Origin of the sequence: Microlunatus parietis, from assembly GCF_013407955.1 — a bacterium.
GTDB classification, from domain to species: Bacteria; Actinomycetota; Actinomycetes; order Propionibacteriales; family Propionibacteriaceae; genus Microlunatus; species Microlunatus parietis.
The window spans coordinates 6,661,145-6,683,049 of sequence record NZ_JACCBU010000001.1 but is presented as its reverse complement, the minus strand read 5'-3'; the positions used below and the strand labels follow the sequence as shown (position 1 = coordinate 6,683,049).

Here is a 21,905-nt window from a genome sequence, read left to right as displayed (position 1 = left end):
ACCTGATTTGGCCCGCCGTCGCCGTGTGAGAGCATCCGTCGATGAGCACCGTGAACGTCCGGCCGATGACGGACGACGAGTATCCGCAGTGGCTCCGGGCGCTGTCGGAACGGTTCGCCCGCGAGCAGGTCGAGGCCGGCACCTGGGCCCCGGAGGGGGCTCTCGAGGCCGCCCTGGCGAAGAACCAGAACTTCCTGCCGCAGGGGCTGGCCACGCCGGGAATGTTGATCTTGGTCGCGACGGACCAGACCGGGTCCCCGGTCGGCCGGGCCTGGGTCGGTCTTGATCATCCGGCCGGCAAGGCCGACTGCGCCTTCCTGTACGACATCGAGATCGAACCCGCCCAGCGCGGCCGCGGGTTCGGCCGGGCCCTGCTCGAGGCGGTCGAACAGGCCACCCGGGAGGCCGGTGCGCCCGCGCTCGAGCTGAACGTCTTCGCTCCCAATCGGACCGCCGTCGCGCTCTACGGTTCGGCGGGCTACACAGTGACCACCCAGCAGATGCGCAAGGACCTGGCCAGCTGACATGTTGAGAACCCACACACCGAGATACCCGCCGGAGATTTATTGACCCGGCTCGGCTAGGCTCGGTTGACTGGTCACGTTCACGCGACAAGAAGGTTGATCATGAACGACACTGCCACCCCTTCCGGGGCAGCGATCCGCGGCTTCCGGACCGGCGACGGGCCACGGTTGGCCGAGGCCTGGACCAGAGCCGCGCCCGGCGACCCGATCGGCTACCGGCGGTTTCGGGACCTGGTCCTACTGGACCGCAACTTCGACGCCGACGGCCTCCGGGTGGCCGAGCTCGACGGTGCCCCGGTGGGTGCCGCCTACGCGGTGCGCCGGCTGATCCCGGAGGCCGGCGGTGATCTTCAGCCGGAGACCGGCTGGATCGGCTTCTTCTTCGTCGACCCGGCGGCGCAGCGGCGCGGCATCGGCCGCGAGTTGATCATGAGTGCTCTGGACTGGCTGCGGTCCCAGGGCTGTCGTACCGTCTTCTTCTCCCCCACCACGCCGAACTACTTCCTGCCCGGATTGGACGCCGACCGCTATCCGGCAGCCGATGCGTTGCTGCGCAGCCAGGGCTTCCAGACCCACTACCAGGCCGTCGCAATGGACCTGAGCCTGAACGACTATGCGATGCCGACCGACGTCAGTGATCAACTCGCCCGGCTCACCGGCGACGGCTACCGGTTCGGCACCCCGGACTCCGACGAGCTGCCGGCCTTGATCAAGATCGCCGGCGAGGAGTTCAACGCGGACTGGGCGCGGGCCATCCGGGAAGCGGTCGTCGCCGGGCTGCCGCTGGACCGGATCGTCGCCGCGTTCGGTCCGGGCGGCGAGCCGCTCGGCTGGGCGATGCACGCCGCGTACGAGCAGGTGCCGGAGCGGTTCGGCCCGTTCGGCGTGCTGCCGGCCCAGCGCGGCCTGGGCCTGGGCAAGCTGCTGCTCCACCTCACCCTGGAACGGATGCGGGGCGCCGGCTGCCACAGCGCCTGGTTCCTCTGGACCGGACTCCAGTCGGCGGCCGGCCAGCTCTACCTGAAGACCGGCTTCACCGTCACCCGTACGTTCACGATCATGAAGGCGGCCCTGTGACCGAGCAGCAGCCGAGGACGGTGCTCGCGGTGGGCGGGCACATCGGCGACATGGACCTGACCGCCGGCCCGACGCTGGCCCGGGTGACCGGCGCGGGCGGCCGGGCGATCATCGTCGCCCTGACGTACGGCGAGCGCGGCCACCCCAGGCTCTCGCCCGCGGACTACAAGGTCCAGAAGATCAACGAGGGCCGAGCGTTCGCCGACGGGATCGGCGCCGAGTTCCACGTCTTCGACTACAGCGACGGCTTCCTGCCGAACGACGACCGGGTGACCGAGCAGCTGGCGACCCTGATCCGGCAGACCAAGCCGGACACCTTGATCGCGCACTGGAAGCACAGCATTCACCGTGATCATGAACACGCGTCCGCGATCACCGAGCGAGCCCGGTTCCTGGCATCGCTACCGGGTGATCATGAACTGCCCCGGCACGGGATCCGGCAGTTCCTGTACGCCGAGAACTGGGAGGACGCCGACGGCTTCGTCCCCAACGTCTCGGTGCCGATCCCGGACCAGGCGTTCGACCGCTGGCACGCCGCCATTTCGGGCCAGGCGTTCGCCCGCGGCGAGACGTACGGCTTCCGCTACATCGACTACTACACGGCGCTGATGACGGTCCGCGGCTGCCTGGCCGGACACCCGCGCGCCGCCGGCTTCCATCGCCCGCAGACCGGCGCGCAGGTGCTGACCGACTTCTAGCCGGCTAGTGCCGCTTGCCGGAGGTGTGCCGCGACCGGACCACGGCGTAGGTGCTCTCCAACGCCTCGATGGCCGTGTCGTAAAAACGCTGCGCCACCCCGGCGAACAAACAGTCGACCAGGGCCAGCTGTGCGATCCGGCTGGACATCGCGCCGGACCGGAAGGTGGTCTCCCGGGCCGCGGTGATCAACAAGTGATCGGCGACCTCGCCGATCGGCGAGCCGCGGAAGTTCGTGATCGCAATCGTGGTCGCACCCCGCTGCCGGGCGGCGCCGAGCATGTCGATCGTGTCCACCGTGGTCCCGGTGTGCGAGATGCCGACGGCGACGTCGCCGGGGTTGAGCACCGCGGCGGAGGTCAGCGCCTGATGCGGATCGGGCCAGATGAAGGAGATCAGACCGATCCGGTGCAGTTTCTGATGCAGGTCACCGCCGACGAGCGCGCTCGCGCCGGCACCGTAGATGTCGATCCGGCCGGCGTTCGCGACGGCGTCGACCGCGGCCTCCAGCTCGGTCAGGTCGAGCGCGGTCGCGGTCTCCTCGATCGCCCGCGCATCGGCGTGGGTGATCTTGCGGACGACGTCGGCCAGCGAGTCGGTGGCGCTGATCTTGCCCGTGATCGGGCCATCACCGTTCTGCCCGGACTCCTCCCACTGGGCGGCCCGGGCCAGGGCGATCCGCAGTTCGGGGTAGCCGGCGAGCCCGAGCGCCCGGCAGAACCTGAGCACGGTCGTCTCGGAGGTCTCGCATTGTCGGGCCACCGCCGTGATCGAGCTCTCCGAGACCGCGGCCGGGTCGGCCAGGACGGCCTGGGCGACCCGTTGCTCGGCCGGCCGCAGATTCGGCAGGATGCCCCGCACCCGGATCAGAATCGAACCGGGTCGCGGCGTCTCCGCCGTGCCATTCGTCGTCGGCATGTATTCCTCTTCACTCAGGTCGACAGCATGGGAGTATCCCCCACTGAATCCCCCGCGTACTCGGCGAACCCTCGTCCCTGGTGCTTGGAGCCTACCGAGACCAGCTCCGGCGCGCAGGGAACCCACCGAAGGACACCCCATGACGTCGAAATCCACCGCGTTCCTGATCCACGGCGGCCTCTGGGCCGAGCAAGACGCCGCCCGGTTCTGGCACGGCCCCGGCATCGTAGCCGGACTGATCGCCGCCGGGATCCGGGTGCTGGCGCCGGACCGTCCACCCCGCCCGACTGGGCCGCGGAGGCCCAGGACCTGGAGCGGCTGCTGACCGGCGACACCCTGCGCGGAATCGGTGACGCCGAACTGGCCGCCCTGGCGGTGCCCGTGACCGTCTTGCCGTCACTACGGGAGAACCCGCCGCACCAGTGCCGGACGGTCGATGCGCTGCTCCGCCTCGTGCCGGGTGCGGTCGAAGTGCCCGGCTCGCCGGAGCCGCCGCGGCCCGACTTCGCGGGGCACCCGGACGCGCTCGTCGCCACCCTCGCCGACCTGATATCTTGACGTCAAGATATCCCGACTCGAGGAGCCACGATGCCGGTCTGGAACCCGTCCGTCTATCTGCAGTTCGCCGACCAGCGGTCCCGGCCGTTCTTCGATCTCGTCGGGCGGGTCGACGCCGACCGCCCGCGGACCGTGGTCGACCTCGGTTGTGGGCCGGGCCAGCTGACCGCTTCGCTGGCCGAGCGATGGCCGTCGGCCACCGTGATCGGCCTCGACTCCTCGCCGGAGATGATCGAGCAGGCGCAGGCGTACGCGAGCGATCGGGTCTCCTTCGCCGTCGCCGATCTACGCGACTGGCAGCCGGACGGACCGGTCGACGTGATCATCAGCAACGCAACGCTGCAATGGATCCCGGAGCATCGCGACCTGCTGCCGATCTTGATCGACCGGCTCAGCGACGGCGGCTGGCTCGCCTTCCAGGTGCCGGGCAACTTCGATCAGCCGAGCCACGTCCTGCTGTACGAACTCGCCCGCGACCCGCGCTTCGCGCGCTGGACCGAGGGCACCGCGTTGCGCCCGGTGATCGGCGCCGCCGAGTATCTCGATGATCTTGCCCGCTTCGGCCAGGTCGATGCCTGGGAGACGACGTACCTGCATCTGCTGGAGGGACCGGACCCGGTGTTCCGCTGGATCTCCGGCACCGGCGCCCGCCCGGTGCTCCAGGCCCTGCCGGAGCCGCAACGGACCGAGTTCGTCGCCGAGTATCAGGCCCTGCTGCGCGAGGCCTACCCGGCCCGGGAGCACGGCACCGTGCTGCCGTTCCGCCGGATCTTCGTCGTCGTCCGGAAGCCCTAAGGTTGGGCGCATGGTCTCGCCCGACTCACCCTGGTTCGACCCCGTCCCGCTGACCGGCCGCATGCTCCGCCTCGAGCCGCTGACCGAGGCCGACGCCGACGACTACGCGGCAGCGCTCGGGGACCCGGCCACCGCGGCCGAGGTGGTGGCCCACATGTCCTTCCTGCCGCCCACCTCGAGGGCCGACATCGTGAAGATCATCGCCGCGGCCACCGCCGACCCGGGACGGATCGCGTACGCACAGCGGCTGCGGGACACCGGCGAATTCGTCGGCACCACGTCCTTCTACGAGATCACCCCGAACGTTCGCGCGCTCGCAATCGGGCACACCTGGATCGGTCGCCGGCACTGGCGCACCGGGGTCAACACCGACTCGAAGTTGATCATGCTCGGCCGGGCGTTCGACGAGCTCGGCGCGGAGCGGGTGGTCTGGCACACCGACATCCGCAACACGCGCTCCCAGGCCGCCATCGAACGCCTCGGCGCGACGAAGGAGGGTGTCTTGCGGCATCATCGGATCCGGCCCGACGGCAGCTGGCGCGACACCGTGCAGTACTCCATGCTGAGCACCGAATGGCCGGCCGTCCGCCAACGACTCGAGGAGAGCAGCCGATGACGAGGATCGACCCGGACCGCCTCACGTTCCTCCGGGACGAACGGAAATCCCGCTACGAGGCACGCCTCGACGACACGGTGGTCGGCGTGGTCGAGTACTCACCGCGGGACCGGACCATGATCATCGTGCACACCGGGACGAAGCCCGAGTTCCGCGGTAACGGGATCGCCGCCCGGATCACCCAACACGTGCTCGACGAGGCTCGGAAGCTCGACCACCGGGTGGTCCCCGAGTGCCCGTTCACGGCCCAGTTCGTCGCCGAACACCCGGAGTATGCCGACCTGGTCGCCTGACCTTCCGCGAGCGGCGCCGACCACCTGGCCGCCGATGATGTATACGTATACAATCCTCACCAGCGAAGGGAGATCCGCCATGACCACGACCCAGCCCACCGAGTTCCCGGTCGCATCGACGCTGCTCAAGGCGCCGGCCGCCGGACAACAGCAGCGCAGCGCCGATCCGGAGGTCCGGCAGACCGTCGAGGCGGTGATCAACGACATCGCCGAGCGCGGCGATGCGGCCGTTGCCGACTACTCGGCGAAGTTCGATTCCTGGTCACCGGAGCGCTTCCGGCTCAGCGCCGAGGAGATCGAGGAGATCGTCGCGCGGGTGCCGGACCAGGTGATCGAGGACATCACGTTCGCGCAGGCCCAGGTGCGGCGGTTCGCCACCCGGCAGCTCGAATCGCTGACCGACTTCGAGATCGAGACGCTGCCGGGCGTGCACCTGGGCCAGAAGAACGTCCCGATCCGCGCCGCCGCCGCCTATGTGCCGGGCGGCCGCTACCCGCTGCTCGCCTCGGCGCACATGACGATCGTCACCGCCAAGGTCGCCGGCGTCGAGCGGGTCGTCGCGGCAACCCCGCCGATCAAGGGCGAGATCCCGGACGCCACGATCGCCGCGATGCACCTGGCCGGTGCCGACGAGATTCTGCTGCTGGGCGGGGTCCAGGCGGTGGCCGCGCTGGCCATCGGCACCGAGTCGATCGCGCCGGTGGACCTGATCGCCGGGCCCGGCAACGCCTACGTCGCCGAGGCGAAGCGGCAGCTCTTCGGCCGGGTCGGGATCGACCTGCTGGCCGGCCCGACCGAGATCTTGATCATCGCTGATGATCAGGCGGATCCGTACCTGGTGGCGGTGGACCTGCTCAGCCAGGCCGAGCACGGACCGGACTCCCCCGCGATCTTGATCACCACGTCCGAGGATATCGCCCGGTCGGTGCTGGAGCACATCGACCGGATCCTGCCCGGCATGCCGACCAAGGACTTCGCCGAACCGGCCTGGCGTGATCATGGTGCGATCCACGTCGTCGCCGACCTGGCCGATGCCTGGCGACTGGGTGATCACTACGCCGCCGAGCATGTCCAAGTGCTGACCGCGGAGCCGCGGCGGGCGCTCACCGACCTGCACCACTACGGTGCCCTGTTCCTCGGCGAGGGGACCTGTGTCAGCTACGGTGACAAAGTGATCGGCACCAACCACGTGCTGCCCACCCGCGGCGCGGCTCGCTACACGGGCGGGCTCTGGGTCGGCAAGTACCTGCGTACGGTGACGTACCAGGAGGTCACCGACCCAGCGTCGTCGGCACTGCTCGGCGAGGTGTGCGGCCGCGCCTCCCGGGCCGAAAGGTTCGAGGGCCACGCTCGGTCCGGCGATGTGCGTGCCGCCAAGTTCGGTTCCTCCACCTACGACTGGGATCCCGGCCGTCCATGATCGACTTCTCGCTGACCGGCCGGACCGCCCTGGTCACCGGGGCCAGCCGCGGGCTCGGCCTGGCCATCGCCGACGGGCTGGCCGAGCTAGGCGCGACCGTGTTCGGGACGTCCCGGTCGGCAGAGGAGTCGGCCCGGATCGCCGAGCGGTACAGCAGCCGGCCGTGCCCACTCGACGTGTCCCGGCCGGACACTTTCGCCGCGTTCGCGGATGCCCTACCCGACGTCGATCTCTTGATCAACAACGCCGGGACGATCGTCCCGGCCGCGGCCGTGGACGTCCGGGTCGAGGACTACGACGCGGTGATGGACGTCAACCTGCGCGGGACGTTCTTCCTCACCCAGGCGTTCGGCCGGCGCTGGATCGCCGCCGGAACCGAGGCAAGCGTGGTCAACGTCGGGTCGCAGACCGGGACGGTCGCGATCGAGGAACGCTCCGTGTACGGCGCGTCGAAGGCGGCGCTGGACAACCTGACCAAGAACCTGGCCCTCGAGTGGGCCCCGCACGGCATCCGGGTCAACGCGATCGCGCCGACCTGGATCCGGACCGAGCTGGCCGAGCTCACGCTGTCCCGGGCCGATCTGGCCGAGCGGCTGCTGGCCCGGATCCCGCTGGGGCGGTTCGGTGACCCGGTCGACGTGGTCGGTGCGGTCGCGTTCCTGGCCGGGCCGATGGCGAAGTTGATCACCGGCCACACGCTGATGATCGACGGGGGTTACACGATCCGATGACCGAGCAACTCGCCGTCGTCGGCGGCGGCTACATGGGCGGCGGTATCGCCCAGACCCTCGCCCTGGCCGGCTTCCGGGTCGCCCTGGCCGACGTCGACGCCCGCACCACCCGTGACCTGCGGGAGAAGTTGATCATGGGTGTGCAGCGGTACGCCGAGCAGGGCCTGGTCGATCGCGACGCCGCGCGGCGGGTGCCGGAGCTGCTGACCGCGGCCGGGTCGGTCGCGGAGGCTGTCGGCGAGGCGGTCTATGTCAGCGAGGCCGTACCGGAGGATCTTCGGATCAAGCGCACCGCGCTGGCGGCCATCGCTACCGCGGCTCCCGAACGGACCGTGATCGCCACCAACACGTCGTCACTGCCGCTGGACGCGCTGGCCGAGGCCGTCGACCGTCCGTTCATCGCGGCGCACTGGTTCAACCCGGCACCGTTCCTGCCGCTGGTCGAACTGGCCGGCGACGACGAGGATGCGCTGGCGCTGGCCGAGCGGCTGCTGGCCCGGGCCGGCAAGATCACCGTACGGGTGCCGGCGGTGCCGGGCTTCCTGGCCAACCGGCTCCAGTTCGCCCTGTTCCGGGAGGCGGCCATGATCGTCGAGGAGGGGCTCGCGACGCCGGAGCAGGTGGACCTGGTGGTGAGCAACTCGTTCGGCTATCGGCTGCCGTTCTTCGGCCCGTTCCAGGTCGCCGACATCGCGGGCCTGGACGTCTACGCGGCCTCGTACGCGACCCTGGTCGAACGCTACGGCGACCGCTTCTCCGTCCCGCCGTCGCTGGCCGAACGGGTCGCCGCCGGTGATCTCGGACTGAAGACGTCCGGCGGTTACCGGCAGACGCCGGCCGACCGGCGGGACGCGCTGCAGGACTACCGCGATCACGCCTTCACCGCCCTGGCCGCCTTGCGCGCGAAGGTCTCCCCGGCGTAGACCACCGCCATAGACGTCACCATCCGACCCCGCCGCGACACCGACCTCGCCGCCCTCCTGCAGGTCTGGCGCGCCGTGGTCGAGGCGACGCACCTGTTCCTCACTCCCGCCGACATCGACGGCTTCGCCGACCTCGTCGCCGGCTATCTGCCGCGGATGAATGATCTTCGCGTGGCCGTCGACGCCGCGGACCGCCCGCTCGGCTTCAGCGCCCAGGACGGCGGCGAGATCCACATGCTGTTCGTCGACCCGGCCGCCCACGGACAAGGCATCGGAACCCTGGTCCGACCTTGATCACCAAGGCCGCCCCTTCCCCTGCTCCACCTGAGGGCGCTCGCTCCCGGATCCCGTCGGCCTCCTACTTGAGGGAGCCGGCGGTGAGGCCTCTCGTGATGTGCTTCTGCAGGAAGGCGAAGACGACCAGGACCGGGATGACGGTGATCATCATGCCGGCGAACAGGGTGACCCACTGGCTGCCGTAGGTCGCGGCCTGGTTCAGCTGCCAGAGGCCGACCGGCAGCGTCATCCGCTCCGGAGTGGTGATGAACACGAGGGCGTAGAAGAATTCGTTCCAGTTGTTCAGGAAGCTGATGATCGTGATCGAGGCCATGCCGGGGCCGAGCAGCGGGACGATCACCCGCAGGAAGGCGCTGACCGGGCCGGCGCCGTCCACGGCGGCGGCCTCCTCGAGCTCCCGCGGCAGGGTTTTCATGAAGCCGACCATCACGTACACGTTGAACGGCAGGTTGTACGTGGCGTAGACCAGGATCAGGCCGAGTTGGCTGTCCAGCAGGCCGAGGTCCTGCAGGGTCAGGTAGAGCGGGATGAACGTCACCATCCAGGGCACCATCAGGCCCGAGACGATCACGGCGAGCACGATCGACGAGCCGCGGAACCGGACCCGGGCCAGCGGGTAGGCGGCGAGGACGGCGAAGCCGACGCCGATCGCGGTGGCGCAGACCGAGACCAGCACGCTGTTGCCGAAGTACGTCGCCACGCCTGCGGTCTGCCAGGCCTCCAGGTAGTTGCCGAACGACCAGGTGCTGGTGATCGCGAACGGCGAGGTGCCGATGAAGTCGACATTCGTCTTCAGCGACGCGTTGATCACCCAGAGGTACGCGGCGATCGCCGACGCCCCGCCCGCGCCCATGATCAGGTAGAGCACCAGGTGGAACAGCCGGAACGGCGGATGCTCGCCACGGCTGCGCCGACGCCGGACGCCTCCGATCCGGGCGGTACGGCTTGGCGCCGCCATCGTGTCAGTACTCAAGATCGTCTCGCTTCAACAGCCGGTTCAGCCCCAGCGCGACGACGAGCAAGATCAACACCAGCACGATGCCCATCGCGGCCGCGTAGCCGTAGTCGGCCTGGTCGGTCGCGGTCCGGTACATCAGGGTGGCGGTGATCTCGGTCGACCCGAACGGGCCGCCGCCGGTCATGATGAAGACGAACGCGAACGCCTGCAGGCTCTGCACGAACCACAGCACGATCAGCACCCGGAACAGGTCGCTCATCATCGGCAGCATGATCCGCCAGAAGATCTGCCACTCCCCCGCCCCGTCGATCCGGGCCGCTTCGATCACCTCGCCGGGCAGCCGGGCGAAGCCGGCGGAGATCAGGATGATCCAGATCCCGATCCCGTGCCAGACCGCCGCGAACGCCACCGCCGGCAGCGCGGTCCGCGGATCGCCGAGCAGCACCGGGATCAGGTCACCCAGCCCCATCGCGGCGAACGTCGGATTGATCAAGCCGAACGTCGGATGGAAGATGAACGTCCACATCAGCGCGACGACTGCGACCGAGAGCACCACCGGCGAGAAGATCAGGAACCGGAAGACCCGTTCTCCGTACAGCCGGTGGTGGAACGCCCAGGCGATCGCGATCGCCGGCGGGAACAGCATGAACCCGCCGATCACCGCGAGCAGGATCGCGTTGCGCAGCGAGTTCAGGTAGTCGCCGTCGCCGAACACGCCGAGATAGTTCTCGAACCCGACCAGCGTCGACCGGCCGGTCCGCGAGTACTCGCTCAGGGAGATCACGAACGTCCGGCCCAGCGGGAAGAGGAAGAACGTCCCCAGCAGGGCCAGCGCCGGCAGCAGGAAGGGGATGGTGATCAGCCGCTGGGACCGGGCGAACATGATCAGTTCTTGTGCTGCTTGCGCAGCATCGCGTCCAGCCGGTCCAGGGTCTGCTGAGCGTCCTGCTCACCGAAGAACAAACGGGCGATCTCGGCGTAATACGGCTCGTACACCTTGGTCCCGCTGAGCGAGAACTCGCGCGGCACCAGGGCCGACGCCTCGCTGATGATCTTGTCGATTCCGGTCACGCCGGTCGGGCTCGGTACGCCGACGACGGCGGAGAGATCGCCCAGCTTGGTGGCCCGCTCCGTCTGCACCTCGACGCTGGTCAGCCGGCTGGCCCAGGTCAGCGCCATCCCGAGGTTCTTGCTCTGGGCGTTGATCGAGATCAACTGCGCGGCAGCCATCAGCGCCTGCTGATCACCGGCACCGCCGTCGACCGCCGGGAACGGCAGCACGCCGACCTCGAAGCCCCTCGGGATCACGGCCTTCATCTCGCTGACCAGCCAGTTGCCCATCAAGATCATTCCGGCCTTGTTCTGGAAGAACAGCGCCTGAGCGGGCGTGAAGTCGGTGCCCTGGAAGCCCTTGATGAACGCGCTCGCGTCGCGCAATTCCTGGACGTGCTGCAGCCCGGCCAGGAAGCCCGGGTTCTCGGTGATGTGGCCCTCGCCGGTGACCAGCACCTTGTTGGCGGCCTCCCAGCCGACCGTGCGCAACCACAGGTTGTCCGACCACATGCCCATGTAGGGCTGGAAAAGCCCGGTCACGGCGATCGGGTCGACCCCGGCCGACTTCAGCGCCTCCACCGCGGCCATCAGCTCGGTCCAGGTGGTCGGCGGGGTGATCGACTTCTCGGTGAAGAGCTTGGCGTTGTAGAAGAGCACCTGGGTGGACAGTTCGGTCGGCACGCCGAAGATGCCGCCGGTGTCCGGGTGGGTCATGAAGCCGCGGGCCGCCGGCGAGAAGTTCTCCAGCCAGGGCTTGCCGGTGGCCGGGTCGTTCTGCTCGAGGTACGGCTTCAGGTCGAGCAGCATCCCGTCGTCGGCCCAGATCCGCTGCGCCGGATTCGTACCGTCGAACATGCCGTAGTCGACGTCCAGGCCGTCGCCGCCGCGCCAGCGCTGCTCCAGCGCCGGCCGGGCCTCGGTGTTGGCGAACGTCAACGTGATCTCGGCTCCGGAGACCTCGGATTCGATCTTCTTCGCCAGCTGCTCCAGGTACGTGAGCCCAGGCGTGCCCTTGGCCGTCAGCACCCCGGCCTCGATCGGGCCGCCAGTCACCTGCGACCGCCAGTCCTCGGCCTTCGGCGCCTCGGACGGCGTCCCGCCCCCGCCCGCACTGCACCCCGACAGCGCCATCCCGGCCGCTACGGCCCCCGCGCCGAACAAGAGTTCCCGCCGTCTCATGTCTCCCCCTCCCACGTATCTTCAGTATGTCGTAAACGTATCCAGAATATTGAGAACTGTACGCCGAGCGGCGGGTGCCTGCAAGGAATTCGGCACCCTGTTACGCACCCGAAACGCTGATCAACGCAGCGACGGCAGCAGGTCGCCGAACTCGGCCAGGAAGCGGTCGATCATGGCCAGTTCCTCGGCGTCCAGGTCGTGCCGGGGCGGCCGGCAGTGCGGGCTCTGGATCAGCCCGCGCCGGTACGAGATCATCTTCTCGGTCGCGATGATCCGCTCCGTGTCGAGCATCCAGTACGAGATGTACGGGAGCAGCCGGGCGTGCAGCCGGTCCCCGCCGGCAAGATCACCGTCGGAGAAGCGGCGCCAGATCTCGCAGTAGACCTCGGTCAGCGAGCAGCCGGGCTGGGTGCCGACGCAGCCGCGCCGGAACGCGTCCGGCAGCTGCACGCCGGCATAGCCCTCGACGGCCGGGATCGGCGGGTCGAGCCGGCCCAGCTCGGCGATGTACGGCCCCGGCGGCGACGACTCGACCTTGACCAGGACCAGGTTGGGATGATCCCGGACCAGGCCTGCCAGGCCCTGTGGATCCAGGCTCGTTCCGGTCTCCGCCGGCGCGTACTGCAGCACCACGGCGGTGTCCGGCACCGCGGCCAGCACGGTCCGCAGGTGCGCCTCGATCGCGGACGCCGAGGGCGCCAGCAGGTGTGGCGGCAACAGGTTGATCGCGTCGGCACCGGCTTCGACCGACCAGCGGGCCCGCTGCACGGCGAGCCGAGTGGCGTGATCTTGGACCGCCGCGATCACCGCCACCTCGGTCCCGGTGTCGACGGTGAGTTCACGCACCTCGGTGATCAAGATCTCGGTGAGCAGCCGCCGCTCCTCCTCGGACAGCTTGTAGAACTCGCCGGCGAAGCCCGGGAACATCACGCTGGTGACACCGGTCCCGACGACGTACCGGACGACGCGCCGGAAGTCCTCGACGGCGATCTCGCCGTCGTCGGTGAACGGCACCTCCAGCACCGGGGAGACGCCGCGGATCAGCGCGGCGGCCTCCGCCGGACTGCGTCCTGAGCCGGTCGAAGGACGTTGGGACGTGATCATGGTCATCTCAGGCCCGGTCCGTCCCGCGCTCGAGCAGCCTGGCCAGCGTGCCGCCGCTGACGGCGGCCTTCTCGTCGTCGCCGATCGGCCAGTCCCGGATCCGTTTCACCTCACCGGCCGGCGTCGCGTACGGCAGATCGGTGCTGAATATCACCCGGGACGCCCCGATCTCGGGATCCCGGACGAACTCCGAGAGCACCGTGTCCCACGGTGCGTAGCTCGTGTCGGCGTAGAGGTTCGGCGCGTACCGCAAGGCGGGCGCTGCGTCGATCCAGAAGTCGGTCGCGCCGCTGCGGCCCATCAGGAAGTCGATCTTGGGGAATCGGCGGGCCAGCAGCGCCAGCGGCAACGGCAGGTGGCCGGGTGGAGTGCCGGTGCGGACGTAGACGAACCAGCCCGCCGACTCCGCGTACGAGAGCAGCGGGTCGACCAGCCCGTCCAGCAGGTCGAAGCCCTGCAGGCTGGAGTCCACCGCCAGGGCTCGGGCGCCGGCGGCATGGGCCCGCTCCAGCTCGGCGACCGCATCGTCGCCGGCCCAGGGATTGGCCACGGCGTAAGGGATCAGCCGACCGCTCGAGGCTGCGGCCGCAGCGGCGGTGGCCTCGTTGCCGGCTCGGTTGGCGTACGCGATCTGCGCCTCGCTCGGCGCGATCATGGTCTTGTCGATGCCGTGCTCGTCCATGATCGACAACAGCTCGGCGACCTCGAGCGCACACTCCCGCTGCTGCCCGATCCTCACGTGGGCGTCGATGATCATGACTTGGTCCTCCCCCGCGGGTCTGCCAGCCCGAGCGCGCCGAGTGCGTCGGCGTTGATGATGTTCTCGATCACCTCGTCGGGGATCCTGGGAAACTTCGTACCCTCGACGATGTCGTTCGCGCGGCGCAGCCCGGCGATCGCCTCCGCGGTGGTGGCGATCGGGAAATCCGAACCCAGCAAGAGCTTCCCGGCCGCACCCCACTCGGTGGCGAACAGCAGCGACTCGTACAGCACCCACGGCCGCAGGTAGATCGAGGACACGTCGGCGTACACGTGCGGGTGCTTGCGGATCGTCACGACGGTCTCCCGGGCCCACGGATGACCCATGTGCGCCATCACGATCCGCAGTTCCGGGAACGCGATCGCGACCTCGTCGGTGACCAGCGGAAACGTATACCGCAAGGGCGCGTGCCGGATCGGCGAGGCGCCTTGATGGAACAAGATCGGCAGACCTTCGCGCTCGCAGTACGCGTAGAACTCCAGCGCCGGCTTCCCGAGCGGTTCGAACTCCTGGTAGTTGGCGCCGAGCTTGACGCCGACCAGCCCGAGCTCGCGGGCCCGTTCGACCTCGTCCCAGACATCCGGTTTGGTCGGGTTGACCGACATGAAGCCGATCGCCTTGGTCGGGTTCTCCTTCACGTAGGCGGCGGTCGCCGTGTTCGTGTCCTCGGGCCGGTAGGACAGGCCGGTCGAGCCGAGCGGGTCGTCAGCGGCGATGTTGAACACGATCGCCACGTCCGCCGGCTCGATCGCCGCGTCGAAGTCGGCCCAGGTGTTGGACGTGACCACGTCGCGGTCGGTGCGCCAGGCGCTGAACGACCGGAAGTCCTCCTCCGGCACCTCGTGGGTGTGGGTGGGCGTATGGCAGTGGACGTCGACGATCATGAACGCGTGAGCCTCTCCAGCAGTGCGGCGGGGTTGTCGATCAACATGGCCTGCTTCTGTTCCGCGGTGATGCCCCAGTGATCAATCTCGAGCACGCGAGCCTGGGCGTAGTCCTGGCTGGCCTTGTCGGACAGGCCGGCGTCGGTGCCGAACAGCACTTTGCCCGGTGCGCCGCGGCGGCAGATCTCCCGGGCCGCGTACGGGGGCGTACCGCAGATGCAGATGTAGAGGTTCTCCGTCTCGTTCGTGTACGCCAGCGACTCCCGCCACAGGTCGTGCAGCCCGGCATGGCCGAGCACCACCGGTACGGTCGGGTGCCGCCGGGCCAGCGCCGCGATCTGCCCGGCGGTCGAGTACGGCGGCGTACCGTCATGGCAGAGCAGGATGCCGGAATGTTCCGCCACCACCTCCATGATCGGATCGAGCGACGTCTCGTGCGGGCTGAAGCCCTGCAACCAAGGGTGCAGCTTGAGCCCGCGCAGCCCGAGCTCGGCGAAACTCCGCTTCGTCTCCGCCAGGGCCTCCGGCCGGCGCGGGTTGTAGGAGCCGAAGCCGATCAGCCGGTCGGGATACTCGGCGACGAAGGCCGCCAACGCCTCGTTGGCCTGCGGCGTGGAATTGAACAGCCCGTCGTGACTGAGCACGACGGCCCGGTCGATGCCCGCGATGTCCATGAACTCGACGAACTCGGTGGCACCGAACGTGGCTCCACCGAGCCACGTCGCCGTCTCCCAGGCCGGAGTGTGGGTGTGGAAGTCGATCACCTCGGGGTCCTCGCGAATCGTGGAGCGAAGCGGAGCGATTCGTGGGGTGGGGTCATGTGTTCGTCTCCTCCTGCGCCAGTTCCATGATCACGGACTCGGTCGCGGCGACCAGCTCGTCGAGCAGTTCCCGGCCGAGGGCGGCCGTCGCGCGTTCCGGATGGTCGGTGTACCCGTCGGTGGCCAGCCAGGCCCCCGCGGCGTGGATCGTCGCGCCGCCGGTCGACGAGCCGATCGCCGGCGGATCCGAACGGATCGGGCGGTCCGGCACCAGCTCCGGCCGTACGGCCATGATCATCGCGGTCTCGAACTCGCCGGCGTGGCCCGGCACCGGGCCGGTGCAGGTCGCCCGGGCCGTCCAGCGGGAACGGTCCTGGCCGCCCGCGGCCCAGTAGTCCAGGTGTCCCACGATCAGCTCCGGCGCCGCGTTGGTGGCGGCCGCGGCGGCCGCGGCGCAGCCGCCCATGTTGCCGCCGTGCCCGTTGACGATCAGCACCCGGCGGCCGCCGCAGGCCACGATCGAGGACAGGATCTCGGTCAGCATCGTGGTCAGCGTGGCCGGGCTGATCGACAGAGTGCCGCCGAACGGCAGGTGATGATCGGAGGCGCCGACCGGCAGCGTCGGCGTGATCAACAACTCGGTGGACAGGTTCGTCGCGGCCCGCTCCGCGGCCCGGGCAGTGACCTCGCCGGCCAGCAGGTGGTCGGTCCCGGTCGGCAGGTACGGGCCGTGCTGCTCGGTGGCCCCGATCGGCAGCAGCACCAGCGCTTCGGGCAACAGCCGGGTCAGCGTCTCCCGGTCGGTCTCGGCCCAGTAGCGAACGGTCATCGGTGATCACTCCTCATCGGTTCGTTCCTGCCGATGTTGCCAGCTGCTGCAGCCGCTGGCTGGTGATCAGCGCGGCGATGCCGTCGTCGAGGCTCGGTTCGGCACGGCCACCGGCCAACAGATCGGCGAACCGGACGGCCTGCCGGTCGAAGCAGCGGGTGGCCCGGTCCGGCTGGAACTCGTACCGCTGGAGTGGCCGTCCGGCCAGTTCGACGGTGAGGCCGAAGCTGCCGCCGTCCAGGGTCGCCAAGCCGCCGTCGCCGACGAAGATCAACACGCAGCCGGGCAGGATCGGCGTGTACCAGCCGAACTCGACCAGCACCGTCGCGCCGGGGTACGTCAGCCGGCCGCCGATCAGGTTCGGTGCGGCGAGGCCGGGCCTGGTGGTCAGGGCCCAGGCGTCGTCGATCTCGCCCGGCCCGCCGAACAGGCTGGTCAGCCAGTCGAACACGTGGGCGCCCTCGTGGATCACCGGCGAGCCGTGCTTCAGGGTCTCGGTGATCAACCGGTCGTGCGCCGGGTCGCCGTCGGCCGGCTCGTCGTAGATCGACGCCCGGACCAGCAGCGGCCGGCCCAGCGCACCGTCCTTGATCAAGGTACGGAGCTTGTCCAGGGCCGGGTCGTGGCGATAGGTCAGCCCGATCTGGATCCTGGCCCGCTGATCGGCGTCGAGCACCCGGTAGCGGTCCGCGTCCTCGATCGACGGGGCGACCGGCTTCTCCGCCAGCACGGCGATCCCGGCCTGCGCTGCCCGTACCGCGAGGTCTGGGGTGACCCAGGGCGGCGTCGCCAGCACCACCCCGTCGACGCCTGCGGCGAGCACAGCCTCAAGATCATCGAGGATCGCCACGTCGTCCCGGCCGGCCCGGGCCAGCTCCGTGCCGATCACCGCGCGGCGCTCCGGGGACGGATCGGCCACGGCGACCAGCCGAAGCCGACTGGACCGGAGCAAGGCCGGAAGATGAGCCGTGGACCCGATCGCGCCGAGCCCGACCAGTGCCACGCGCGGGGCCGCACGCTGAGCCGCTGACTCCGTCACCCGATGATCACCCCCGCCGTCGAGGATTCGAAATAGCGAAGATACTTTCACCTCGCCGAACAAAGGCTAATGCCCATCCGACGTCGATGCAAGATCACCCCGGCCTCCGTGAGCGCAGCGGGAACCACCGACCCCACCAGCCCCGCCTCACCAGGTTTCCTGTCGCTTTACCAGAGAAGCAACTGTGGTATAGCGCCAGTTTTTCACGTTACGTGAAAAACTGGCGGGCGCGCGCGGGGCGGGCGGGCGCGGGGGTCAGCGCAGGGCGGCGTGGTAGCCGAGGCGGGTGGAGATGGTGGCGGCGATGTGGGTGAGGCCGTCGGTGGTGCGCTGGAGCAGGTCGCCGACCAGGTCGCGCTTGAAGCCGGTGACGCCGACCGCGCCGGCCGGGCCGCCCTCGGCGTCGAAGAACGGTGCCGCGACGCAGGCGATGTCGGCGCGTTCCTCCTCCACCTCGATCGCGTACCCACGGGTCTTGATCTCGGCCAGCTGGTTCAGGAACGCCTTCCGACCGGCGGGCAGGGCGCCGGGTCCCTCGCCCTTGCTCAGTTGGTTCAGCAGCGGGCTGAGCCGTTCCTCGTCCAGGAAGGCGGCGATCGCCTTGCCCAGCGCGGTCAGGTTGTAGGGCGCCATCTTGCCGGGGTACGTGTCGAACTGGATGAAGTCCGAGGTCGCCGCCTTGGCGACGTAGACCACCGAGGCGCCGTTCAGGACGCCGATGTGCACCGGCATGTTGATCTCGATCGCCAGCGCGCGCATCTCGTCCTGGGACACGGTCGCAAGATCAACTTTGCGGACCAGCTGGGTGGCCAGCCCGTACAGGCCGAGGGTGGCACGCCAGAAGTGGCTCCGGCCGACCACCTTGCGTGCGGCGTACCCGCGTTGCTCGAGCGTGTAGACGATGGAGGCGCAGGTCGCCAGCGGAATCCTGGTCGCCTGGGCGAGCGCGGTCAGGGTCATCCCGTCGTCGGCCGCGACCAGGGTCTCCAGCACGGTCAGCGTGCGCGCGACCGACTGCGACGGCGCCTTGGTCTCGGTCGTTGTGGTCCCTGCCATAACGGACAGAATAGAGGCACCCGCCCGCGGACCGCCGTATGATCTCTGCGAAACTTCGGAGACATCTTCGAAATCTCGCATGCCGACCCGCACCGGAGGAGCCTTTCCGTGACCGCCGCCGAACGCCACCAGTCCGCCGCAGCCGAGCCGCCCGCCCAGTCCGCCCCGCCGACGATCGCCCCGGCCCGGATCTACGGCGACCAGCTGATCACCTCGGGCCAGACCGCCCACATCGACGGCACGAACATCGCCGAGGGCATCGTCGGCGACGGAATCGATCTTGACACGGCACGGCGGTGCGCCTGGCAGTGCGCCCGCAACGTCGTCGAGGCCGCCCGCGGCGAGCTGATCAAGGCCGGCCGCGACCTGGACGCGATCACCGGCGTCACCCGGGTCACGATCTTCGTCGCCAGCGCCCCGTCGTTCACCGACCAACACCTGGTCGGCCACGCCGCGACGCAGTATTTCCTCGAGGTGTTCGGCCCGGAGATCGGGTTCCACACCCGCGCCGCCCTCGGCCTGGCCGCCCTGCCGACCAACAGCCCGGTCGAGATCGAGGCGATCTTCCAGCTCGCCGACTGACCCAGCTCTCCCAGACTCCGCCTTCCGCACCGGAGGGCGGCGTCTGCCTTTTCTGGACATTCATGATCAAGATCGGTTTGCCAATATTCCGGCACCAGCCATGGAAATTTGCTTGGTAAGCTAGTGGTATGAGAACCACCATCGATCGTGCCGGGCGACTGGTCATTCCCAAGGCACTGCGCGATCGGGTAGGAATGTCGGCAGGCGAGGTCGAGATCACGATCGAAGGATCGACCCTCTCGATCGCTCCCGTGACCACCGACGAACTCGTCGAGCACGACGGGTTCCTGCTCCTGCCCACGGCGGACGGAAGTCTGACCGATCAAGACATTCGAGAGCTGCGCCTTGCCGACCAGGCGTAGGACGCGGCGCGTTCCGAGCTCGGAATGCCTGCTCGACACCAGCACCGCGATCGCCTTCGTTCAACCCGATCATCCGGGTCACGAGGACACCTTCGATCGGCTGTCGGCACGATCCATGGGGCTCGCCGGTCATGCGTTGTTCGAGACCTTCTCGATCCTGACCCGCCTCCCACCCCCGCAGCGACTTGCTCCGGAAGCGGCACGACGCCTGATCGAGCACAACTTCCCGGACAGCAGGTTCATCTCGGCAGAGCGGTCCAGCACACTGTTGGCCGAGTTCACCAAGCTAGGAATCTCCGGCGGCAGCATCTATGACGCACTCGTCGGATGCGCGGCCCGGGAACACGAACTGCCGCTGGTCAGCCGTGACCGCCGAGCAGCCGAGGTCTACCTGAGCCTCGGAGTCGACCTCGAACTGATGTGACGGACCCTGAACCTTCAGCGGAAGGCCGCCTCGAGGTCTTCCGTGAGCGTCACGCCGAGTCCGGGTCCGTCGCCGAGACGGGCCCGGACTCCGGTGGCGTCCAGGCCGCCGGCCAGGATGTCGCTGGTGTAGTAATGGGCGCCGATGATGTCGGACGGGATCTCCTCCGACAGCCGGTCCAGGGCGCAGGCCACGTGCAGCTGGGCCGCGGCACCGACGCCGAGCTCCCCGTTGGAGCCGATGATCACATCCAGACCGGCCGCGGCGGCGATCCGGCCCATCGCGACGGCACGGCCGGGACCGCCGCTCTTGCCGACGTAGAGGCTGATCACGTCGGCCGCGTCGGCGGCCAGCACGGCCATCAGGTCGTCCATCCCGAAGACGCTCTCGTCGGCGACGATCGGCAGTCCAAGATCACGGAGCGAGGCCATCCCGGGCAGGTCGCCCGGCTGCACCGGTTGCTCGAAGAAGGCCGGCTCGTACGGCAGCAGCAGCCGGCCGGCCCGCCGGGCGGCGGTGCGGCTGTAGCCCCCGTTGGCGTCCAGGCCGATGAACGCGTCCGAACCGACCAGCTCGCGCAACTCCCGCAGCCGCGCCACGTCGGTCGGGACGTCCATCCCGATCTTGATCTTGTACGCCTCGAAGCCGGCCGCCCGGGCGTGCTCCAGCCCGGTCCGCAGCCGCTCGCCGTTGCCGCTGAGTGAGCACTTCACCGCGATGTCGGTCCGGCGCGGGCCGCCGAGCGCCACCGCGAGCGGCACGTCCAGCGTCCGCGCGTACGCATCCCAGAGCGCGATCGAGATCCCCGCCTTGGTGAACGGGTGCCCGGCCAGCACGGTGTCCATCGCGGCCTCCAGCTCGGCCACCGGGGTCAGCGGCTTGCCGATCAGGGCCGGCCGCAGCACCGTGTCGATCACGTGCTGGGCGGTGGTCGAGTCCTCGCCGCTCCAGGTCAGCGTCGCACTCACCTCGCCGATCCCGGCGACGCCGGCCGAGGTGATCATCTTGACCAGCAGGAAGTCGCTCCGGTCGTGGCTGCCGCGAGCACCACTGACCAGCAGCTCCGGCTTGACCCGCGGGCTGATCGCCACGGTCTTGAGTTCGGCCACGGTGGCCTGCAGGGAACGGTTCACAATCAGTGATTCTCCTCGTCGCGCCAGGCGAGGTCGATGGTCAGGTCGAGCGCCTCGCCCGGGCGCAGCAGGTGGTCCATCCGTTCGGCCGGGCTGGTCACCGGCTCGACACAGATCCCGCGCGGGTGGACCGAATAGACCGTCAGGTACGGAGAATCGTGGGCGATCTCCAAGGATCCGACGCCGGGCCAGGTCAGCGTCGTCGGCCCGGCGACCTGCAGGCAGTCGTTGAGGGCGCGTTCGGCCGGATCGACCGTCTGCCAGAGCCCGGTCGGTGCCTCGTCGGCATCGCGATGCTGCCGCCAGACCGGTCCGGCCAGGCCGAGTTCGACCGGACCGGAGCCCGGCAGTTCGCGGGCGAACCACGGATGCCAGCCCACCGCGGCCGGCTGTTCGCGGTCGCCGGCCTGGACCCGCAGCACCACCCGCAGCCGGCCCTCGGACAGCTTCGGGATGATCATGACCCGGCCGCCGAACGGCCAACCGCTGCCCTGGTCCAGATCGCAGACCAACCGGTCGCCGTCGATCCGCCAGGGCAGCTTCCAGGTGAGTCCCAGCACGGCATGCCGGCCGTCGTCGGCGGGCAGCCGGTGGGTGGTGCCGCCGAACTCGAAGACGGCGTCGCGGATCAGGCTGGTCCAGGGCGCCATCACGAACGAGCCCCAGAACCAGGAGCCGCGGGGCGGCGGCTGCTGCTCCGGCCCGACGATCACCTGATGTGCACCGAAGACCAGCGACGTCAGCCGCCCGGCCTCCGTACTGAACGTGGCCCGGCTGCGGGCCGTCTCCAGCACCAGCAACTGGTCTGGCCCATGATCATGAACTCGGTCCATCGTCCGTCCTGCCCGTTGCGGATCCGCCGAACGGTAGGTTACCTTGATCAACGAGATATTGGTCTTATTTTCCGTAATTCGAAGATAGTCGCCATCGTTG

28 protein-coding genes are annotated in these 21,905 nt (G+C 69.3%); 15 read left to right on the top strand and 13 right to left on the bottom strand.

Annotated features, from left to right (window positions below):
* The first annotated feature begins 41 nt into the window (after positions 1-41).
* From BKA15_RS32145 to BKA15_RS32135, 3 genes are all read left to right on the top strand, one after another.
* Positions 42-524, top strand: a complete 483-nt coding sequence (locus BKA15_RS32145) for a GNAT family N-acetyltransferase (protein ID WP_179757716.1) — start codon at positions 42-44, stop codon at positions 522-524.
* 102 nt (positions 525-626) lie between these two features.
* Positions 627-1,601, top strand: a complete 975-nt coding sequence (locus tag BKA15_RS32140) for a GNAT family N-acetyltransferase (RefSeq protein WP_179757715.1) — start codon at positions 627-629, stop codon at positions 1,599-1,601.
* A complete protein-coding gene (locus BKA15_RS32135) occupies positions 1,598-2,299 on the top strand; it encodes a PIG-L deacetylase family protein (RefSeq protein ID WP_312879597.1) in 702 nt (233 codons plus the stop codon). The genes BKA15_RS32140 and BKA15_RS32135 overlap by 4 nt, the downstream gene beginning before the upstream one ends.
* 4 nt (positions 2,300-2,303) lie before the next feature.
* Here the strand turns inward: BKA15_RS32135 and BKA15_RS32130 are convergent, their stop codons facing one another.
* The gene (locus BKA15_RS32130) at positions 2,304-3,215 is read right to left on the bottom strand and encodes a MurR/RpiR family transcriptional regulator (RefSeq protein WP_179757714.1); all 912 of its coding nucleotides are present in this window, start codon (positions 3,213-3,215) and stop codon (positions 2,304-2,306) included.
* Between the two features lie 139 nt (positions 3,216-3,354).
* On the opposite strand from BKA15_RS32130, the gene BKA15_RS35135 reads away from it, so the two are divergent.
* From BKA15_RS35135 to BKA15_RS32090, 9 genes are all read left to right on the top strand, one after another.
* On the top strand, positions 3,355-3,540 hold the full coding sequence (locus tag BKA15_RS35135) for a hypothetical protein (protein WP_218871668.1): 186 nt from the start codon (positions 3,355-3,357) through the stop codon (positions 3,538-3,540).
* Between the two features lie 56 nt (positions 3,541-3,596).
* Positions 3,597-3,773: a hypothetical protein gene (locus BKA15_RS35130; RefSeq protein WP_218871667.1), complete on the top strand. Its 177-nt coding sequence runs from the start codon at positions 3,597-3,599 to the stop codon at positions 3,771-3,773.
* Between the two features lie 30 nt (positions 3,774-3,803).
* On the top strand, positions 3,804-4,568 hold the full coding sequence (locus tag BKA15_RS32120) for a trans-aconitate 2-methyltransferase (protein WP_179757713.1): 765 nt from the start codon (positions 3,804-3,806) through the stop codon (positions 4,566-4,568).
* Between the two features lie 10 nt (positions 4,569-4,578).
* Positions 4,579-5,184 (top strand): GNAT family N-acetyltransferase, encoded by a 606-nt coding sequence (locus BKA15_RS32115; protein ID WP_218871666.1) that lies wholly within the window; start codon positions 4,579-4,581, stop codon positions 5,182-5,184.
* Complete coding sequence (locus BKA15_RS32110; protein WP_179757712.1) at positions 5,181-5,477, top strand: GNAT family N-acetyltransferase; 297 nt, start codon at positions 5,181-5,183, stop codon at positions 5,475-5,477. The genes BKA15_RS32115 and BKA15_RS32110 overlap by 4 nt, the downstream gene beginning before the upstream one ends.
* Positions 5,478-5,556: 79 nt before the next feature.
* Complete coding sequence (hisD, locus tag BKA15_RS32105; RefSeq protein ID WP_179757711.1) at positions 5,557-6,897, top strand: histidinol dehydrogenase; 1,341 nt, start codon at positions 5,557-5,559, stop codon at positions 6,895-6,897.
* Entirely contained in the window at positions 6,894-7,628 is a 735-nt protein-coding gene (locus BKA15_RS32100; RefSeq protein WP_179757710.1) for an SDR family NAD(P)-dependent oxidoreductase, read from the top strand. The genes hisD and BKA15_RS32100 overlap by 4 nt, the downstream gene beginning before the upstream one ends.
* Complete coding sequence (locus BKA15_RS32095) at positions 7,625-8,551, top strand: 3-hydroxyacyl-CoA dehydrogenase family protein (protein WP_179757709.1); 927 nt, start codon at positions 7,625-7,627, stop codon at positions 8,549-8,551. Before BKA15_RS32100 ends, BKA15_RS32095 begins: the two co-directional genes overlap by 4 nt.
* Positions 8,552-8,626: 75 nt before the next feature.
* Positions 8,627-8,845, top strand: a complete 219-nt coding sequence (locus BKA15_RS32090) for a GNAT family protein (RefSeq protein ID WP_179757708.1) — start codon at positions 8,627-8,629, stop codon at positions 8,843-8,845.
* Between the two features lie 64 nt (positions 8,846-8,909).
* On the opposite strand, the gene BKA15_RS32085 is transcribed toward BKA15_RS32090, so the two are convergent.
* The 10 genes from BKA15_RS32085 to BKA15_RS32040 all read right to left on the bottom strand — a co-directional run bounded on the left by BKA15_RS32085 (position 8,910) and on the right by BKA15_RS32040 (position 18,471).
* A complete protein-coding gene (locus tag BKA15_RS32085) occupies positions 8,910-9,821 on the bottom strand; it encodes a carbohydrate ABC transporter permease (RefSeq protein ID WP_179757707.1) in 912 nt (303 codons plus the stop codon).
* Positions 9,811-10,689, bottom strand: coding sequence for a carbohydrate ABC transporter permease (locus BKA15_RS32080; RefSeq protein ID WP_179757706.1), 879 nt, complete (start codon positions 10,687-10,689; stop codon positions 9,811-9,813). Before BKA15_RS32080 ends, BKA15_RS32085 begins: the two co-directional genes overlap by 11 nt.
* Positions 10,690-10,691: 2 nt before the next feature.
* Positions 10,692-12,038, bottom strand: coding sequence for an ABC transporter substrate-binding protein (locus tag BKA15_RS32075; protein WP_179757705.1), 1,347 nt, complete (start codon positions 12,036-12,038; stop codon positions 10,692-10,694).
* 120 nt (positions 12,039-12,158) lie between these two features.
* Positions 12,159-13,142, bottom strand: coding sequence for a dihydrodipicolinate synthase family protein (locus BKA15_RS32070; RefSeq protein ID WP_246322469.1), 984 nt, complete (start codon positions 13,140-13,142; stop codon positions 12,159-12,161).
* A 7-nt stretch (positions 13,143-13,149) separates the two neighbouring features.
* Positions 13,150-13,899 carry an amidohydrolase family protein gene (locus tag BKA15_RS32065; RefSeq protein WP_179757703.1) on the bottom strand — a complete coding sequence of 250 codons (750 nt, stop codon included), beginning with the start codon at positions 13,897-13,899 and terminating at the stop codon, positions 13,150-13,152.
* Entirely contained in the window at positions 13,896-14,786 is an 891-nt protein-coding gene (locus BKA15_RS32060) for an amidohydrolase family protein (RefSeq protein WP_179757702.1), read from the bottom strand. The genes BKA15_RS32065 and BKA15_RS32060 overlap by 4 nt, the downstream gene beginning before the upstream one ends.
* Positions 14,783-15,550 carry an amidohydrolase family protein gene (locus BKA15_RS32055; protein WP_179757701.1) on the bottom strand — a complete coding sequence of 256 codons (768 nt, stop codon included), beginning with the start codon at positions 15,548-15,550 and terminating at the stop codon, positions 14,783-14,785. The genes BKA15_RS32060 and BKA15_RS32055 overlap by 4 nt, the downstream gene beginning before the upstream one ends.
* Before the next feature lie 52 nt (positions 15,551-15,602).
* Positions 15,603-16,376: a creatininase family protein gene (locus tag BKA15_RS32050; protein ID WP_179757700.1), complete on the bottom strand. Its 774-nt coding sequence runs from the start codon at positions 16,374-16,376 to the stop codon at positions 15,603-15,605.
* Between the two features lie 13 nt (positions 16,377-16,389).
* Complete coding sequence (locus BKA15_RS32045) at positions 16,390-17,415, bottom strand: Gfo/Idh/MocA family protein (RefSeq protein WP_312879594.1); 1,026 nt, start codon at positions 17,413-17,415, stop codon at positions 16,390-16,392.
* Between the two features lie 255 nt (positions 17,416-17,670).
* Positions 17,671-18,471, bottom strand: coding sequence for an IclR family transcriptional regulator (locus BKA15_RS32040; protein ID WP_179757699.1), 801 nt, complete (start codon positions 18,469-18,471; stop codon positions 17,671-17,673).
* A 108-nt stretch (positions 18,472-18,579) separates the two neighbouring features.
* On the opposite strand from BKA15_RS32040, the gene BKA15_RS32035 reads away from it, so the two are divergent.
* The 3 genes from BKA15_RS32035 to BKA15_RS32025 all read left to right on the top strand — a co-directional run bounded on the left by BKA15_RS32035 (position 18,580) and on the right by BKA15_RS32025 (position 19,839).
* Entirely contained in the window at positions 18,580-19,053 is a 474-nt protein-coding gene (locus BKA15_RS32035) for a RidA family protein (protein WP_179757698.1), read from the top strand.
* Positions 19,054-19,181: 128 nt separating this feature from the next.
* The gene (locus BKA15_RS32030; protein ID WP_179757697.1) at positions 19,182-19,415 is read left to right on the top strand and encodes an AbrB/MazE/SpoVT family DNA-binding domain-containing protein; all 234 of its coding nucleotides are present in this window, start codon (positions 19,182-19,184) and stop codon (positions 19,413-19,415) included.
* Positions 19,399-19,839, top strand: coding sequence for a type II toxin-antitoxin system VapC family toxin (locus tag BKA15_RS32025; RefSeq protein ID WP_218871664.1), 441 nt, complete (start codon positions 19,399-19,401; stop codon positions 19,837-19,839). The genes BKA15_RS32030 and BKA15_RS32025 overlap by 17 nt, the downstream gene beginning before the upstream one ends.
* Before the next feature lie 14 nt (positions 19,840-19,853).
* Here the strand turns inward: BKA15_RS32025 and BKA15_RS32020 are convergent, their stop codons facing one another.
* Complete coding sequence (locus tag BKA15_RS32020; RefSeq protein WP_312879593.1) at positions 19,854-20,972, bottom strand: mandelate racemase/muconate lactonizing enzyme family protein; 1,119 nt, start codon at positions 20,970-20,972, stop codon at positions 19,854-19,856.
* Between the two features lie 2 nt (positions 20,973-20,974).
* Entirely contained in the window at positions 20,975-21,805 is an 831-nt protein-coding gene (locus BKA15_RS32015) for an aldose epimerase family protein (protein ID WP_179757696.1), read from the bottom strand.
* Between the last annotated feature and the right edge of the window lie 100 nt (positions 21,806-21,905).

Bases quoted from the DNA above. Each gene is read 5' to 3' on its own strand.
- BKA15_RS32145 (WP_179757716.1), top strand. From the start codon at position 42: ATGAGCACCGTGAACGTCCGGCCGATGACGGACGACGAGTATCCGCAG.
- BKA15_RS32140 (WP_179757715.1), top strand. From the start codon at position 627: ATGAACGACACTGCCACCCCTTCCGGGGCAGCGATCCGCGGCTTCCGG.
- BKA15_RS32130 (WP_179757714.1), bottom strand. From the start codon at position 3,215: ATGCCGACGACGAATGGCACGGCGGAGACGCCGCGACCCGGTTCGATT.
- BKA15_RS35135 (WP_218871668.1), top strand. From the start codon at position 3,355: ATGACGTCGAAATCCACCGCGTTCCTGATCCACGGCGGCCTCTGGGCC.
- BKA15_RS32120 (WP_179757713.1), top strand. From the start codon at position 3,804: ATGCCGGTCTGGAACCCGTCCGTCTATCTGCAGTTCGCCGACCAGCGG.
- BKA15_RS32115 (WP_218871666.1), top strand. From the start codon at position 4,579: ATGGTCTCGCCCGACTCACCCTGGTTCGACCCCGTCCCGCTGACCGGC.
- BKA15_RS32110 (WP_179757712.1), top strand. From the start codon at position 5,181: ATGACGAGGATCGACCCGGACCGCCTCACGTTCCTCCGGGACGAACGG.
- hisD (WP_179757711.1), top strand. From the start codon at position 5,557: ATGACCACGACCCAGCCCACCGAGTTCCCGGTCGCATCGACGCTGCTC.
- BKA15_RS32100 (WP_179757710.1), top strand. From the start codon at position 6,894: ATGATCGACTTCTCGCTGACCGGCCGGACCGCCCTGGTCACCGGGGCC.
- BKA15_RS32095 (WP_179757709.1), top strand. From the start codon at position 7,625: ATGACCGAGCAACTCGCCGTCGTCGGCGGCGGCTACATGGGCGGCGGT.
- BKA15_RS32080 (WP_179757706.1), bottom strand. From the start codon at position 10,689: ATGTTCGCCCGGTCCCAGCGGCTGATCACCATCCCCTTCCTGCTGCCG.
- BKA15_RS32075 (WP_179757705.1), bottom strand. From the start codon at position 12,038: ATGAGACGGCGGGAACTCTTGTTCGGCGCGGGGGCCGTAGCGGCCGGG.
- BKA15_RS32070 (WP_246322469.1), bottom strand. From the start codon at position 13,142: ATGATCACGTCCCAACGTCCTTCGACCGGCTCAGGACGCAGTCCGGCG.
- BKA15_RS32065 (WP_179757703.1), bottom strand. From the start codon at position 13,899: ATGATCATCGACGCCCACGTGAGGATCGGGCAGCAGCGGGAGTGTGCG.
- BKA15_RS32060 (WP_179757702.1), bottom strand. From the start codon at position 14,786: ATGATCGTCGACGTCCACTGCCATACGCCCACCCACACCCACGAGGTG.
- BKA15_RS32050 (WP_179757700.1), bottom strand. From the start codon at position 16,376: ATGACCGTTCGCTACTGGGCCGAGACCGACCGGGAGACGCTGACCCGG.
- BKA15_RS32040 (WP_179757699.1), bottom strand. From the start codon at position 18,471: ATGGCAGGGACCACAACGACCGAGACCAAGGCGCCGTCGCAGTCGGTC.
- BKA15_RS32030 (WP_179757697.1), top strand. From the start codon at position 19,182: ATGAGAACCACCATCGATCGTGCCGGGCGACTGGTCATTCCCAAGGCA.
- BKA15_RS32015 (WP_179757696.1), bottom strand. From the start codon at position 21,805: ATGGACCGAGTTCATGATCATGGGCCAGACCAGTTGCTGGTGCTGGAG.